The 12,923-nt window shown below is 63.9% G+C and carries 13 protein-coding genes; 4 read left to right on the plus strand and 9 right to left on the minus strand.

Annotation, left to right across the window (positions count from 1 at the left end; translation table 11 throughout):
* Positions 1 to 3: 3 nt before the first annotated feature.
* The 6 genes from QZ269_RS05545 to scpA form a co-directional block, all read right to left on the minus strand.
* Positions 4 to 744: an alpha/beta fold hydrolase gene (locus QZ269_RS05545; protein ID WP_291425174.1), complete on the minus strand. Its 741-nt coding sequence runs from the start codon at positions 742 to 744 to the stop codon at positions 4 to 6.
* A 133-nt stretch (positions 745 to 877) separates the two neighbouring features.
* Positions 878 to 1,630 (minus strand): hypothetical protein, encoded by a 753-nt coding sequence (locus tag QZ269_RS05550; RefSeq protein WP_291425175.1) that lies wholly within the window; start codon positions 1,628 to 1,630, stop codon positions 878 to 880.
* Between the two features lie 256 nt (positions 1,631 to 1,886).
* A complete protein-coding gene (locus tag QZ269_RS05555) occupies positions 1,887 to 2,561 on the minus strand; it encodes a lactate utilization protein C (protein WP_291425177.1) in 675 nt (224 codons plus the stop codon).
* Positions 2,562 to 2,581: 20 nt separating this feature from the next.
* Positions 2,582 to 4,039, minus strand: a complete 1,458-nt coding sequence (locus QZ269_RS05560; protein ID WP_291425179.1) for a lactate utilization protein B — start codon at positions 4,037 to 4,039, stop codon at positions 2,582 to 2,584.
* Positions 4,036 to 4,779, minus strand: coding sequence for a (Fe-S)-binding protein (locus QZ269_RS05565; protein ID WP_291425181.1), 744 nt, complete (start codon positions 4,777 to 4,779; stop codon positions 4,036 to 4,038). Before QZ269_RS05565 ends, QZ269_RS05560 begins: the two co-directional genes overlap by 4 nt.
* 198 nt (positions 4,780 to 4,977) lie before the next feature.
* Positions 4,978 to 7,128, minus strand: a complete 2,151-nt coding sequence (scpA, locus tag QZ269_RS05570) for a methylmalonyl-CoA mutase (RefSeq protein WP_291425182.1) — start codon at positions 7,126 to 7,128, stop codon at positions 4,978 to 4,980.
* A gap of 256 nt (positions 7,129 to 7,384) precedes the next feature.
* On the opposite strand from scpA, the gene rpe reads away from it, so the two are divergent.
* From rpe to nspC, 4 genes are read left to right on the plus strand one after another with little or no spacing between them, the layout of a single operon-like run.
* A complete protein-coding gene (rpe, locus tag QZ269_RS05575; RefSeq protein WP_291425183.1) occupies positions 7,385 to 8,059 on the plus strand; it encodes a ribulose-phosphate 3-epimerase in 675 nt (224 codons plus the stop codon).
* The gene (locus tag QZ269_RS05580; RefSeq protein WP_291425185.1) at positions 8,056 to 8,772 is read left to right on the plus strand and encodes a 2-phosphosulfolactate phosphatase; all 717 of its coding nucleotides are present in this window, start codon (positions 8,056 to 8,058) and stop codon (positions 8,770 to 8,772) included. The genes rpe and QZ269_RS05580 overlap by 4 nt, the downstream gene beginning before the upstream one ends.
* 36 nt (positions 8,773 to 8,808) lie before the next feature.
* On the plus strand, positions 8,809 to 9,315 hold the full coding sequence (locus QZ269_RS05585; protein ID WP_291425187.1) for a PsbP-related protein: 507 nt from the start codon (positions 8,809 to 8,811) through the stop codon (positions 9,313 to 9,315).
* 32 nt (positions 9,316 to 9,347) lie between these two features.
* Positions 9,348 to 10,574, plus strand: a complete 1,227-nt coding sequence (nspC, locus tag QZ269_RS05590) for a carboxynorspermidine decarboxylase (RefSeq protein ID WP_291425189.1) — start codon at positions 9,348 to 9,350, stop codon at positions 10,572 to 10,574.
* A 164-nt stretch (positions 10,575 to 10,738) separates the two neighbouring features.
* Here the strand turns inward: nspC and QZ269_RS05595 are convergent, their stop codons facing one another.
* The 3 genes from QZ269_RS05595 to icd form a co-directional block, all read right to left on the minus strand.
* The gene (locus QZ269_RS05595; protein ID WP_291425191.1) at positions 10,739 to 11,197 is read right to left on the minus strand and encodes a hypothetical protein; all 459 of its coding nucleotides are present in this window, start codon (positions 11,195 to 11,197) and stop codon (positions 10,739 to 10,741) included.
* 200 nt (positions 11,198 to 11,397) lie between these two features.
* Positions 11,398 to 11,730, minus strand: a complete 333-nt coding sequence (locus QZ269_RS05600; RefSeq protein WP_291425193.1) for a hypothetical protein — start codon at positions 11,728 to 11,730, stop codon at positions 11,398 to 11,400.
* Between the two features lie 77 nt (positions 11,731 to 11,807).
* The coding region (icd, locus tag QZ269_RS05605; RefSeq protein WP_291425195.1) for an NADP-dependent isocitrate dehydrogenase at positions 11,808 to 12,923 on the minus strand (1,116 nt) is incomplete at its 5' end.

Genomic DNA, 12,923 nt, shown 5'->3' on the forward strand with positions numbered 1-12,923 from the left:
GCTCTAACCACCGCTGAAAAACCGTGCCGTCTCACGGTGCAGCGTCTCTACGTGCTCCAGCGAGTCGAAGCTGTGCCCCGCTCCCGGAATAGCCATTACGTCGCAGTTCAGGGCGCGGCCATACTGCACGCCCCAGGCAGGCGGACAGGTCGTGTCGGCGTCGCCGTGAAAGACCTGGGCCACGCCGCCCCACGCCGCCGCCGCCTCGAGAGGGCGCAACTTGACCACTTCCTGCAAAAAGGCCCGGCCCAGCGGCCAGCCACCGTCATCGGTAATGACCGGAGGCACAAATCCGCCGCGCAGGTAACGCAGCCACAGCTCTGGCAGGGCGGACGCCCACAGCGCCAGTCGGTGCGGCCTGAGCTGCGCCAGCGACAGGCAGGCGACCACCGCGCCCATGCCGTAGCCCAGCAGCATCACGCGCTCGGGGTCTATTCCCGGCTGGCGACGCAGATAGTCGGCGGCGGCCACGGCATCCTCGACCTCCCGGGAAACGGTCATCTCGGCAAAATCGCCCTGGCTTTCGCCACTGCCCCGGCAATCAAATCGCAGACTGGCTATGCCCTGCCGGGCCAGCCGCCGCGACAGCAGCACGAAGCTGCGGTGATCTCCGGTACGGTTTCCGGTAAAGCCGTGGAGCATAAGCACGCTGGGCCAGCCCTGCTCAGGTGCATTGCCATCGGGGGTGTGCAGCATCCCGTACAGGCGCTGGTGTTCGACGCTGAACTGGGCAAACGTTTCCATGTGCGGTCAGGATAGCGGGGCGACCAGCCGCAAATGAGAGAAAGGCACCCAGACGCGTGGACTGGATGCCTGTTCCCTTTCCTGCTTTTGCCTGCTCTGATTCCTGTGCTGGTCGGAGGATCAGACTTAAGCTTCAGGGCTTACTGACGGTGCTCGGGCTGCTCTGACCGTTAGGGGTCAACTGACCGCTCGGTGCGCCATCACGCGGGCCGCCCCGCTGCCCACCCCGCTTATGGCCGCCGAAGCCAAGACCAAAGTTGGCGTCGGCCTGGGCCTGCTGCACCATCTGGGTGGCCTGGGCCTGCTGAACGCGCCCAGCCTTGACCTGCGCCGCGAGCCTGGTTTGCAGGGCGCTGACGGCTGCCACGTGAACGCTGGCCGTACTCACGCCTCTGGCCTGCGCGACCTGGGCGATGGTCTTGCCGCCCCGAAGCTCCTGCCTCAGCGCCGCTTCGCTCAGGCCAAGGCTCTTGGCGACCGCCGCAGCGATGGCGGCACGGGGGCCGCGCTGCCCCGTTCCGGGCTGGCCCAAGCCGCCCTGTTCAACTGCTCCGCGCCCACCAAAATCACCGTGGCTGCTGTGCCTACTGTGCCCGCCACGCCCACCATGTCCATCCAGTAGGAAAGGATTGTGCTGCAAATTGGTGCCCGACTGCTGGCGCGGCTGACTGCCCGTATTGCCGCTAGCCCGCTGTCCGGGTTGCGCTTGGCGGGTCTGTACCTGATGGGTTTGCGCCTGGCCGGGTTGAACAGGCTGCGCGCGCTCGGGGGTCTGGGGTGCCACGCTGCTAGCAAACACCAGTCCGGCGGTCATGGACAACGAGGCGGCGAGGATCAGGGGCAGGCGGCCAAACTTTTTGATAGCAGTATTTTTAGGGTTACTCATAAGCTCACTCTCCTTGAAGGTGCGCGGCGGGGGTTTCACTTCCGCTGACCAGGGGAGAATGCCGGAGACCGGTTAATGTGCGGCTAAAATAAAGTCCAAACCGGACTGCCGTCTGTTCCGTTAACAATCCGCTAGGGCACCGGGTTGCCCACTCCACGCCCCACGCCGGAAATCCGGTTTGCTCGTGCTCGCTCTGCGGCGCAGCTCTTATACGGACTGCGCCCCACCTCTACCCCTCTACCCCGAAGCGCTCAGTTCAGCCATCGACCACGATCACTTTCAGGTGGCGCGGCCCGTGAACGCCTTCTACACGCACCAGTTCGATGTCGCTGGTGGCACTGCCGCCCGAGAGCCACGTCAGCGGGCGGCCTGCGCGGACGCTCGGCGCGACCTGTTCGGTGCCCTCGCGCACGGTCTGGACGACTTGCCCGGCCCGAATGACGCAAATGTGGATATCGGGAATCAGGCTCAGGGCGCGGCGGCCCTGGTCGCCCTGGTGGTCAAGGATGATGGTTCCGGTTTCGCTGATGGCGACCGCGCACCCGGTAATGACAGCGGGAATACCGTCCAGCTGGGCGTGCGAGAGGAGCGGGGCGTCGCGCACCACGTCTATGCCAGCGGGCAGCCACGCGTCACTGAATTCGGCGGGCACCACCACGCGGCGCACCTCTCCTAGCGCGGCGCCAATGGCCCCCGGCACGTCCTGGGCGGCTACGCGGGTAAACGCGGCCCGGTAATCCAGTATTCGGTCTTCGAACTGCTCCACAATCTCTTCACGGCTCAGCGGCGCGGACTGCGGGTAAGCGGGCAACTCGGGCACTTCAGTGCCAGCGACGGCGCGGTTGATGCGGGTCAGCACTTCCAGGCGGGCCTCAGCGCTCCTGGCTATTTCAGCGCTCCTGGGGGCCTCAGATTTGGGTAACTGGCTCATGCGTCCTCTCCTTCCCCGGCCTACTGCACGGCCTGTGGCGGGGCGGCGTCCACTTCCGGTGTCTGGCCCTGCCCCCGCTGCCGCCACCATTCACGGAAACTCTGCGGCGGGAAAGGGTTCAGGTCGCGCGACTGCGTCCAGCCGCCGAGCAGCCCCGGCAGCGCGGTAATTTTGCCGTTGTGCACCAGTGGCCCCTGCCCAAAACGGGCCAGTCTGACGGCCCCCTCAAAGCGCCAGCCCTCGCTCATGGCGAGCCGCATTCCGTGCATCGCCAGCGCTTCGAGGGTCGGCCCCTTGTGCTGGGCCGCCTCGCCGCGCAGGTAAATCAGCACCTGCGGAATGTTGATACGCACCGGGCAGGCGTCGAAACACGCCCCACACAGGCTGGAGGCGCCAGGCAGCGTGTTGGCATTCTGGTCGTGCATCCCCAGCAGCTGCGGCGTCAGAATCGCGCCGATGGGGCCAGGATATACGCTGCCGTAGGCGTGGCCGCCCGCCCGCTCGTACACCGGACACACGTTCAGGCAGGCCGAACAGCGGATACAGCGCAGCGTCTGACGCCCGAAATCGTCAGCCAGCACGTCGGTTCGGCCATTGTCGAGCAAAATCAAATGGAATTCCTGCGGGCCGTCGCCGGGCGTCACGCCGCTCCAGAACGAGGTGTAAGGATTCATGCGCTCGGCGGTGGAACTGCGCGGCAACAGTTCCATGAACACGCTGATGTCCTCGAACCTGTCGAGCACCTTCTCGATGCCCATGATGCTCACCAGCACCTCTGGCAGCGTCAGGCACATGCGCCCGTTGCCCTCGGACTCGACCACGCACACCGTTCCCGTTTTGGCAATCGCAAAATTACCGCCCGACACGGCCATCTTGGTCGTCAAAAACTTGTGGCGCAGATACCGCCGCGCCGCGCCCGCGAGTTCGGCGGGATCGTCGCTGAGGTGGCCCTCGCCCGGCAGTTCGGCATTGAACAGTGCCTGAATCTCGGCGCGGTTGCGGTGAATCGCAGGCACCAGAATATGACTGGGCGTGTCATTAGACAGTTGCACGATCAGTTCGGCCAGATCGGTCTCGATGGCGTGGACGCCGTGAGCGTCAAGCGCCTTATTCAGTTCAATTTCATCACTGGTGATGCTCTTGACCTTAATGAGTTCTTGCACCTGATGCGCCAGGGCAATTCGCGTAACGATTTCGCGTGCCTCTGCGGCGTCTCTGGCCCAGTGAACCTGCCCACCACGGGCTTTTACACTGGCTTCCAGCGTCAGCAGGCGGTTACTCAGGTCGGCCAGCGAGGCGTCTTTGGTCGCTTCGCCCAACTGCCGTAACTCTTCCCAGTGGGGCAACTCCTGGGTCGCCCGCAGGCGCTTTTCGCGGATGGTGTGCGTCACCTTACGCAGGTTGGCCCGCAGCTGCGGCTGGTTGACCTGCTCGCGGGCCGCCTCTGGAAAGGGCTGGGCCGGATGCAGGCCGCTCACGCGAAGACCTCGCCCTCGGTGCTGGCCAGAATCCCGGCGAGGTGGATGGTGCGTGCGCCGCTGCGTAGCCGGTGTAGGCCGCCGCCGATGTGCATCAGACACGAATTGTCGCCCGCCGTACACGCTTCTGCGCCCGTTTCGAGAATGTGGCGGGTCTTGTCGGCCAGCATTGCGGCGCTCACATCTGGATTCTTGACGCTGAAAGTGCCGCCGAAGCCACAGCATTCGTCCGCGCCTGCCAGCTCCAGCAGGGTCATCCCGCGCACCTGTTGCAGCAGCTTCAGCGGCGCGTCGCCCACCCGCAGCATCCGCATGGCGTGGCAGGTCGGGTGGTAGGTGACCTTGTGCGGGTAGTACGCGCCGACATCCGTTACTCTCAGTTTGCCCACCAGAAATTCGCTTAGTTCGTACAGCCGGGGGGCCAGCGCCTGCACTTCGCGGCGCAGCTCGTTGTCGCCTTCCCAGTGGGCGGCTTCAGGAGCCAGTTCACGGATCATGGCGACGCACGAGCCGCTGGGGGCCACGATCACTTCGGCGTCCCGGAAGTCATTCACGAACTTGCGTACCAGGTGCAGGGCGTCACTCCGGTAGCCGGTGTTCAGGTGCATCTGGCCGCAGCAGGTCTGCCTCATGTTGAAGTTAACGGTGTGGCCCAGACGCTCCAGCAGCCGCACGGTGGCCTGCCCGGTGCGCGGGAACATGGCGTCGTTGATACACGTCAGAAACAGGTCTACTTTCATGAGCATTCCTTTGATGGGCACTCTTACGAAGGACACAGCGAGGACGGTCTAGGTCTAACGGCAGGCGCTGCCAGCAACAGACTCGTGCATGTGCCGATAAAAAATAACGGCGGGGACAGCAGAACAGACCAGCAGCCGCTTTGTCCTGTCTCTGTCCACGGAGGCCGCGCCATTGAAGGGGCGGGCCCCTCCCTTAGCTCAGGCCACCGCCTGACGCTGGCGGAGCAGGGACAGCACTTCCCGGGCACTGGTCAGAATAGGCGTGCCCGGCCCAAAAATCCCCGCCGCGCCCGCCTCACGCAGCGCCGCGTAGTCCTGCTGGGGAATCACCCCCCCCACAATCACCAGAATGTCGCCCGCGCCCTGCGCCCGTAGCGCCGCGATCAGCTGGGGCACCAGCGTCTTGTGGCCCGCAGCCTGGCTGGAGACGCCGACCACGTGTACGTCGTTTTCGACAGCCTGCCGCGCGGCCTCCTCGGGGGTCTGGAACAGCGGGCCAACGTCGATATCAAAGCCCAGGTCGGCAAAGCCGGTGGCGATCACTTTGGCTCCCCGGTCGTGCCCGTCTTGGCCCATCTTGACCACCAGCATGCGCGGGCGGCGGCCTTCCTCGGCGGCAAAGGCTTCGATCTCATGCTTGAGCGCCTCGAAGCCTTGGTCGCCTTCGTACCCAGCAGCGTACACGCCCGACAGCGTGCGAATCTCGGCGGAGTGGCGGCCCCACACCCTTTCGAGCGCGTCGCTGACCTCACCGAGGGTGCAGCGCACCTGCATGGCTTCCACGCTGAGGGCCAGCAGGTTGCCAGTGCCGTCGCGGGCAGCCTGCTCCAGCGCCTCCAGCGCAGCCTTGACTGACGCACCGTCGCGCTCTGCCTTGATCTTGTTCAGGCGGACGATCTGCGACTCGCGCACGGCAGCGTTGTCGATATCCAGCACGTCGATGGGCGTTTCGGTGGTCGGGCGGTACTTGTTGACGCCTACGATCACGTCTTCGCCCCGGTCAATGCGGGCCTGTTTGCGGGCCGCCGATTCCTCGATTCTCAGTTTGGGCACGCCGGATTCGATGGCTTTAGCCATGCCGCCAAGTTCTTCGACCTCGCGCAGCAGTTCACGGGCCTTGTCGGCCAGTTCGGCGGTCAGGCTTTCCATCATGTAACTGCCGCCCCAGGGGTCGATAACGCTGGTGATGGCCGTCTCTTCCTGAATAACCAGCTGGGTATTGCGGGCAATCCGGGCGCTAAAGTCGGTGGGCAGGCCGATGGCCTCGTCAAAGGCGTTGGTGTGCAGGCTCTGGGTACCGCCGAATACCGCCGCCAGCGCCTCGACGGTTGTGCGAACCACGTTGTTGTAGGCGTCTTGCTCGGTCAGCGACCACCCGGAGGTCTGACAGTGGGTTCTGAGCGCCTTACTCATAGGCTTCTTGGGGCTGAATTCCTCGACGATCTCACTCCAGAGCAGGCGGGCCGCCCGCAGCTTGGCGATTTCGGTGTAAAAATTCATGCCGATCCCGAAGAAAAAGCTGAGTCGCCCGGCAAAATCGTCGATGCCCAGGCCCTTGCTCAGGGCTGCCTTGATGTATTCTTTGCCGTCGGCCAGCGTGTAGGCCAGTTCCAGCGCGGCGTTGGCCCCAGCCTCCTGAATGTGATAACCGGAAATGGAAATGGAGTTGAAGCGCGGCATGTTCTTCGAGGTGTACTCGATAATGTCCGCGATAATCCGCATAGACGGTTCAGGCGGATAAATGTAGGTGTTGCGTACCATGAACTCTTTGAGAATGTCGTTCTGGATGGTGCCCGACAGCTCCTCTAATTTTGCGCCCTGCTCCAGCCCCGCCACGATGTACCCCGCCAGAATCGGCAGCACCGCCCCGTTCATGGTCATGGACACCGACATTTCGGACAGCGGAATGCCGTCGAACAGCAGTTTCATGTCCTCGACGCTGTCGATTGCCACGCCCGCCTTGCCCACATCACCCACCACGCGCGGGTGGTCGGAGTCGTAGCCCCGGTGGGTGGCGAGGTCGAAGGCCACCGAGAGGCCCTTTTGCCCGCCTTGCAGGTTGCGGCGGTAAAAGGCGTTCGATTCCTCGGCGGTGGAAAACCCGGCGTACTGCCGAATCGTCCAGGGCCGGGCCGCGTACATGGTGGCGCGTGGCCCCCGGGTAAAGGGTGCGAGGCCGGGCAGGGTATCCGCCGCGCCGTCAGCAGGCAGATCGTCTCGGGTGTACAGCGCCTTCAGGGTAATTCCCTCGGCAGTGATGTGATTTAGGCTCTCTGGATCGCCACCTTTCAGGTCTTTGGTAGCCAGCGCTTTCCAGGCACTCAGATCAGGACGGGAAAGATCAGTCATGGTTTTGCCTCCGTATGCGCCTATTTTGACACCAAAACGGAGGGAGGGAGACCCGCAGTGTTTAGCCCCTGTGGAAAGAGGCGACCAGCGCGGCCAGGACTGGACTAAACTCCTCACCCTGGGCGGTAGCTGGCACCCGGCGCCCGCTTCAGTCTCCCAACTCGCTTTCCCCTGGCCTCATGACTGTAGGGGCGGGTATGCCGGGGGTATGCCTATGCCGGGCCAGGGCCGACCTGCACTTGCTACACTCTTCGCCGTGACCACAGTCAAGCCAGTCAAACTCGCCCCCAGTCTCCTGTCGTGTGACTTTACCCGTCTAGGCGAAGAACTCTGCGCCATCAGCGCGGCGGACTGGGCGCATGTGGACGTGATGGACGGCCAGTTCGTGCCCAATATCAGCTTCGGGATGCCGATTCTGGCCGCGGCCCGCCGGGCGAGTGAGCTGTATATGGACGTTCACCTGATGATTGAGCAGCCTGAACGCTACCTCAAAGACTTTGCGCAGGCCGGAGCCGACGGCCTGACGGTGCAGGTCGAGAGTACCCGGCATATTCACCGCGCCGTACAACAGATCAAGGAACTGGGCAAGCGGGCGGGCGTGACCCTGAACCCCGGCACGCCTCTGGAAGCCATCCGGCCCGTGCTGGCCGACGTAGACCTGGTACTGGTCATGAGCGTGAACCCCGGCTTCGGCGGTCAGAAATTTATTCCGGGCAGCCTGGAACGCATCCGCACAGTGCGCCGCTGGCTCGACGAGATCGGCAGCGACGCTGATCTGGAAGTCGATGGCGGCGTGACCCCCGAGAATGCCCGCAGCGTGGCCGAGGCGGGCGCGAATGTGCTGGTCGCGGGCAGCGCGGTGTACGGCCAGGACGGGGCCGAGGCGGGCTTAAAGCGCCTGCGTGACGCTCTGGCCGGGGCGGGCGCATGAGACTGCGCGTCGATCTGCTGCCACACGGTCACTACGCCGACGTGGTGGTGGTCATCGACACGTTGCGGGCTACCACCACCGCCGTGACCTATCTGGAACGCGGCGCGGACGCCCTGCTGCTGACCCGTACCCCCGACGTTGCTCTGAGGCTGCGCGGCGAGGGCTTTTTGCTGGGCGGCGAGCGCGGCGGCCTGCCGATTCCGGGCTTCGACTTCGGCAACAGCCCCGTCGAGGCCAGTGGGCAAAACTTTACGGGCAAGACGGTGGTTATGAACACCACCAACGGCACCGGGGCCGCGCACACCGCCGCGCAGACGGGTAAGCATGTCTTTCTGGCCTCGCTGACCAACGCGCACGCCGCCGCCCGCCGCGCCAAAGCCCAGGCCACCGAGGAAGTGGCTATCGTGTGCGCCGGAACCGACGAACATGTGGGCCTGGAAGACGTGTACACCGCTGGCGTGCTGGCCGAGTACCTGCTGTCGCTGGGCGAATTTACCATCGACGACGGTGCCCGCATCGCCCTAACCGTCCGGCGGGGCAGTGGCAACCCTCTGGAGGCCCTCAGCAGCAGTGTGCACGGGGCACGCCTGAACAATCTGGGCCTGGGCGACGACGTGCGCTACGCCGCCGAACTGAGCACAAGTACGGTGGTGCCCACGCTGGTGGAGGGCGAGGACGTTCCGGAAGGCGCCCTGAGGTTTGTGGCGGGGTAGGGCTTACCCAGAGTAACTTGGGGGTAACTTGGGGCCATGCACAAAAAAGCCGTTCTAACTCCGGTTCTGCTGGCCTTGGTGCTCGCCCCCTCTGCCTCGGCTGCCCGGCCCTTTTTAGACGCTGAATCGGGGTTGAGCTTTCAGCCGCCTGCCGGATGGACCGAAGTGAAGGCAACGGGGGCCAGTGCTGCCTTCAAGACCCCGAAGCCGGTTGAGGGATCCTGGCCCAGTCTGAACCTGATAGTCACCACTTCAGCGACCCCCATCACAGAGCAGGTCGTGCGGGAAGGGCTGGCAGAGGTTCGCCGGAGTGTGCCGAATATCCAGAACTATTCCGAGAAAAGAGTGCGGATGGCCGGGGCCGACGCCTACCTGCTGGCCTATGACGGCACGGGCCAGGGGCGCACACTTCACTCGGATCAACTTATAATCGTGAAAGGCAACCGCGTATACACGCTAACGGGCATGGCTCGCAGCAGCCTCAGCGCACGCTACAGCCCGCTTTTTCAGCAAGTCTTTCAAAGCGTGAAGTTTACCCGCTGATAGATTTTTTTCTGTCCGCTACCCTGTAAGTCATGACTGTTCACCCTGCCGACCTGAACCTGCCGCCCGTGACCGACCCCGCCCGCGTGGACTGGGCCAGCATTCCCAGCCCCGCCTTCGTGCTAGACGAAACCCGCCTGCGCCGCAACCTGACCCTGATCGACTACGTGCAAAAGCAGTCTGGGGCGCAGATTATCGTGGCGTTCAAGGGCTTTTCGATGTGGTCGGCCTTCCCGATTCTGCGCGAGTACGGCGTTAGTGGGGCCACCGCCAGCAGCCTGAACGAAGCGATTTTGGCCAAGGAGGAGATGCAGGGCGAGGTGCATGTGTACGCCCCGGCCTACTCCGACGAGGACTTCCCGAAGATTCTGGAACTTGCCGACCATCTGGTGTTCAACAGCTTTTCGCAGTGGGAGCGCTTTAGGCCGCAGGTGCAGGCCGCCCGCGCCGCCGGAAAAGAGGTTCTCATCGGCATCCGCGTCAACCCCGAATACGCTGAGGTCGAAACCGACCTGTACAACCCCGCCGGGCCGTTCTCGCGCCTGGGGGTAACGCGCCGCGAGTTCCGTGAGGACCTGCTAGACGGCGTGGACGGGCTGCACTTTCATACCCTGTGCGAAAAGGACTCCGATACGCTGGAGCGCACGCTGGAAGTCGTCGAGCGCAACTTTGGCGAGTTCCTGCCGCGCATGAACTGGGTCAACTTCGGCGGCGGCCACCTGATGACCCGCGAGGGCTACGACCTGCCACGCCTGATCCGGGTGGTGCGCGAGTTCCGCGAAAAGCACGGCGTCCACGTGATTTTGGAACCCGGCAGCGCCTTCGGCTGGCAGACCGGCTGGCTGGTCAGCAGCGTGCTGGACGTGGTACACAACGTCAAAGACGCCGCGCTGCTGGACGTTTCGGTCTCGGCCCACATGCCCGACGTGCTGGAAATGCCGTATCGCCCGCGCATTTTGGGCGCAGGCGACCCCCCCACTGACGAGCACCGCGAGGCGCAGGACGCCCCCGCCGGACACCCTTACCTCATCGGCGGCACGACCTGTCTGGCGGGCGACGTGGTGGGCGAGTATGTGTTCGCAGAGCCGCTGAAGATCGGCGACCGCGTGATCTTCGACGACATGATTCACTACACCATGGTCAAGACGACCTTTTTCAACGGCGTCAAGCACCCCGACATCGGCATCCTGAAGGCGGACGGGGCGTACCAGCGCGTCAAGACCTTCGGCTACGAGGAGTTCAAGGCCAAGCTGAGCTGAGCGCGAGGAACTGAAAATCAACCGTACTGTTTTACTTTTCGGGTTGAATGGTTTTTGCAACTCATTCAACCCGGCTTTGTAGGAGCCGAACAACGCATCCCCCTGCACTAACGGTTACCTTCGGTGTACGTAGATTGGATGCGTTTCCAGACTTTACGGGCCGCTTAGGGCAGTTTTCTGGTCAGCTGGTCATAGGCGTAGTTGGCAGCGTTGGCCCCCTGCTGCCAGAGGGTCAGCACGCTGAAATTGTCGCCCACAACCACACGGTTGCTGTCGGGGAACTGCAATTCCATGCGCACGTTCATCTTGGCCCAGGGCGCAAGCGCGGCGGGAGTGGTCAGCACCGGGGTTACCTTGATGGTATTGGGGGCATTGACATCGGTAGCGATCACGGCGTTCGGGTAGCGGCGCTTGATGGCCCCAGCCGAGTCGCGCCGCAGCGCCGCAACGATGCCGTCGAGTTGCTGCTTGCTGACGATGTTGGGGTTGCCTTCGACCTTGGGGTCGAGAACGGCGTAGGTCGCGCCTGAGAGTGAGGCGGTGTTCCAGAAAGCAGGCGGGTTCTGAGCGGAGGCAGCGCCCAGCACAAGGGCACTCAGAGCGAAAAGGGTCTTGGTCTTCATGTCTGACAGTTCAGCACACGCTTCCTGACGTCCCATGAGGAGAGCTTGAGGCTGGGGCGCTTTTTGCCATCAGGTCATCAGGGAAGTCCCACAAACATAGGCGTGTGGTTGGCCCAGGCGCAAACCAGTGGGCCGCCTGCGCCGCCGGATAGCTCGGGCGAGCAGCGTACACCTCCGCACGACCCAGCAAACGGTCGGCGTCAGTCGTGCCGGACTGCCTGACCGTCCAGGCGCAACTCGGGGACAGCCGAGGCCACCAAAGTTTGGGCCGGGGCCTGCTCTCCCGGAGTCTGGGCCACGCGCCGGGCCACCGCCCGGTTTGCGGCGGGCCGCCACGCGCTGGACACGAAGTACACCGCCCCGCCCAGCGCCCCGGCAACCAGCAAAAACCACAGCAGGCGCAGCAGCACCCCGGCAAGGCCTACGGCGAAGACGCCTATGCCCAGCAGCACCTGACCCGCCAGCCACAGCACCCCGAGCGCGACCAGGGCCAGCAGAGCGACCCCGACCACGGCAAGAAAAAGCCTTGTCATAGGCCAATTATGCCGCAAGCGCCAGCAAAAAAGAGCCGGAGCCTAAGCCCCGACCCTCCTTTTGTGCCAGACGGAAATTACATCAGTTCGATGATCTTGTCGGCAAACTCGCTGGTCTTGACTTCCTTCGCGCCTTCCATGTTGCGGGCGAAATCGTAGGTCACGACCTTGGCCTGAATGGTGGCGTCCAGACCCTTAAGGATCATGTCGGCGGCTTCACTCCAGCCCATGTAGCGCAGCATCATTTCGCCGCTCAGGATGACCGAGCTGGGGTTGATGACGTTCTTGCCCGCGTACTTGGGTGCCGTGCCGTGGGTGGCCTCGAAAATGGCATGGCCGGTCACGTAGTTGATGTTCGCGCCGGGCGCGATGCCGATCCCGCCGACCTGCGCGGCGAGGGCGTCGCTGATGTAGTCGCCGTTGAGGTTCAGGGTGGCGATCACGTCGTACTCGGTGGGGCGTAGCAGAATCTGCTGGAGGAAGTTGTCGGCAATGACGTCCTTGATGACAATGCCGCCGGGCAGTTTGCACCAGGGGCCGCCGTCAATTTCAACTGCGCCGAATTCGCGCTTGGCGAGTTCGTAACCCCAGTCGCGGAAGCCGCCCTCGGTGAATTTCATGATGTTGCCCTTGTGAACCAGCGCCACGCTCCTGCGCCCGTTTTCGATGGCGTACTGGATGGCGGCCCGCACGAGGCGCTCGGTGCCTTCCCTGGACACGGGCTTGACGCCGAAGCTGCTGGAGTCGGGAAAACGAATCTTGGTCACGCCCATTTCGCGGGTCAGGAAACCGCGCACCTTGTCGGCTTCAGGGGTTCCGGCCTTCCACTCGATTCCGGCATAGATGTCCTCGGTGTTCTCACGGAAGATAATCATGTCCACGTCTTCAGGGCGCTTGACGGGGCTGGGCACGCCCTTGAAGTACTGCACCGGGCGCACGCAGGCGTACAGGTCGAGTTCCTGACGCAGCGCCACGTTAATGCTGCGGATACCGGTGCCGACCGGGGTGGTCAGCGGCCCCTTGATGCCGAACAGGTACTCGCGGAAGGCGTCCAGGGTTTCTTCGGGCAGCCACTCGTTGGCGCCGTAGACTTCGAGCGACTTCTCGCCCGCGTAGACTTCCATCCACTCGATCTTGCGCTTGTCGCCGTAAGCCTTCTCGACGGCGGCGTCCAGCACGCGCACGCTGGCCTT

It is taken from the genome of Deinococcus sp. (genome assembly GCF_018260405.1).
Classification (GTDB): domain Bacteria; phylum Deinococcota; class Deinococci; order Deinococcales; family Deinococcaceae; genus Deinococcus.

Bases quoted from the DNA above. Each gene is read 5' to 3' on its own strand.
- QZ269_RS05545 (WP_291425174.1), bottom strand. From the start codon at position 744: ATGGAAACGTTTGCCCAGTTCAGCGTCGAACACCAGCGCCTGTACGGG.
- QZ269_RS05550 (WP_291425175.1), bottom strand. From the start codon at position 1,630: ATGAGTAACCCTAAAAATACTGCTATCAAAAAGTTTGGCCGCCTGCCC.
- QZ269_RS05555 (WP_291425177.1), bottom strand. From the start codon at position 2,561: ATGAGCCAGTTACCCAAATCTGAGGCCCCCAGGAGCGCTGAAATAGCC.
- QZ269_RS05565 (WP_291425181.1), bottom strand. From the start codon at position 4,779: ATGAAAGTAGACCTGTTTCTGACGTGTATCAACGACGCCATGTTCCCG.
- scpA (WP_291425182.1), bottom strand. From the start codon at position 7,128: ATGACTGATCTTTCCCGTCCTGATCTGAGTGCCTGGAAAGCGCTGGCT.
- QZ269_RS05580 (WP_291425185.1), top strand. From the start codon at position 8,056: ATGAGACTGCGCGTCGATCTGCTGCCACACGGTCACTACGCCGACGTG.
- QZ269_RS05585 (WP_291425187.1), top strand. From the start codon at position 8,809: ATGCACAAAAAAGCCGTTCTAACTCCGGTTCTGCTGGCCTTGGTGCTC.
- nspC (WP_291425189.1), top strand. From the start codon at position 9,348: ATGACTGTTCACCCTGCCGACCTGAACCTGCCGCCCGTGACCGACCCC.
- QZ269_RS05595 (WP_291425191.1), bottom strand. From the start codon at position 11,197: ATGAAGACCAAGACCCTTTTCGCTCTGAGTGCCCTTGTGCTGGGCGCT.
- QZ269_RS05600 (WP_291425193.1), bottom strand. From the start codon at position 11,730: ATGACAAGGCTTTTTCTTGCCGTGGTCGGGGTCGCTCTGCTGGCCCTG.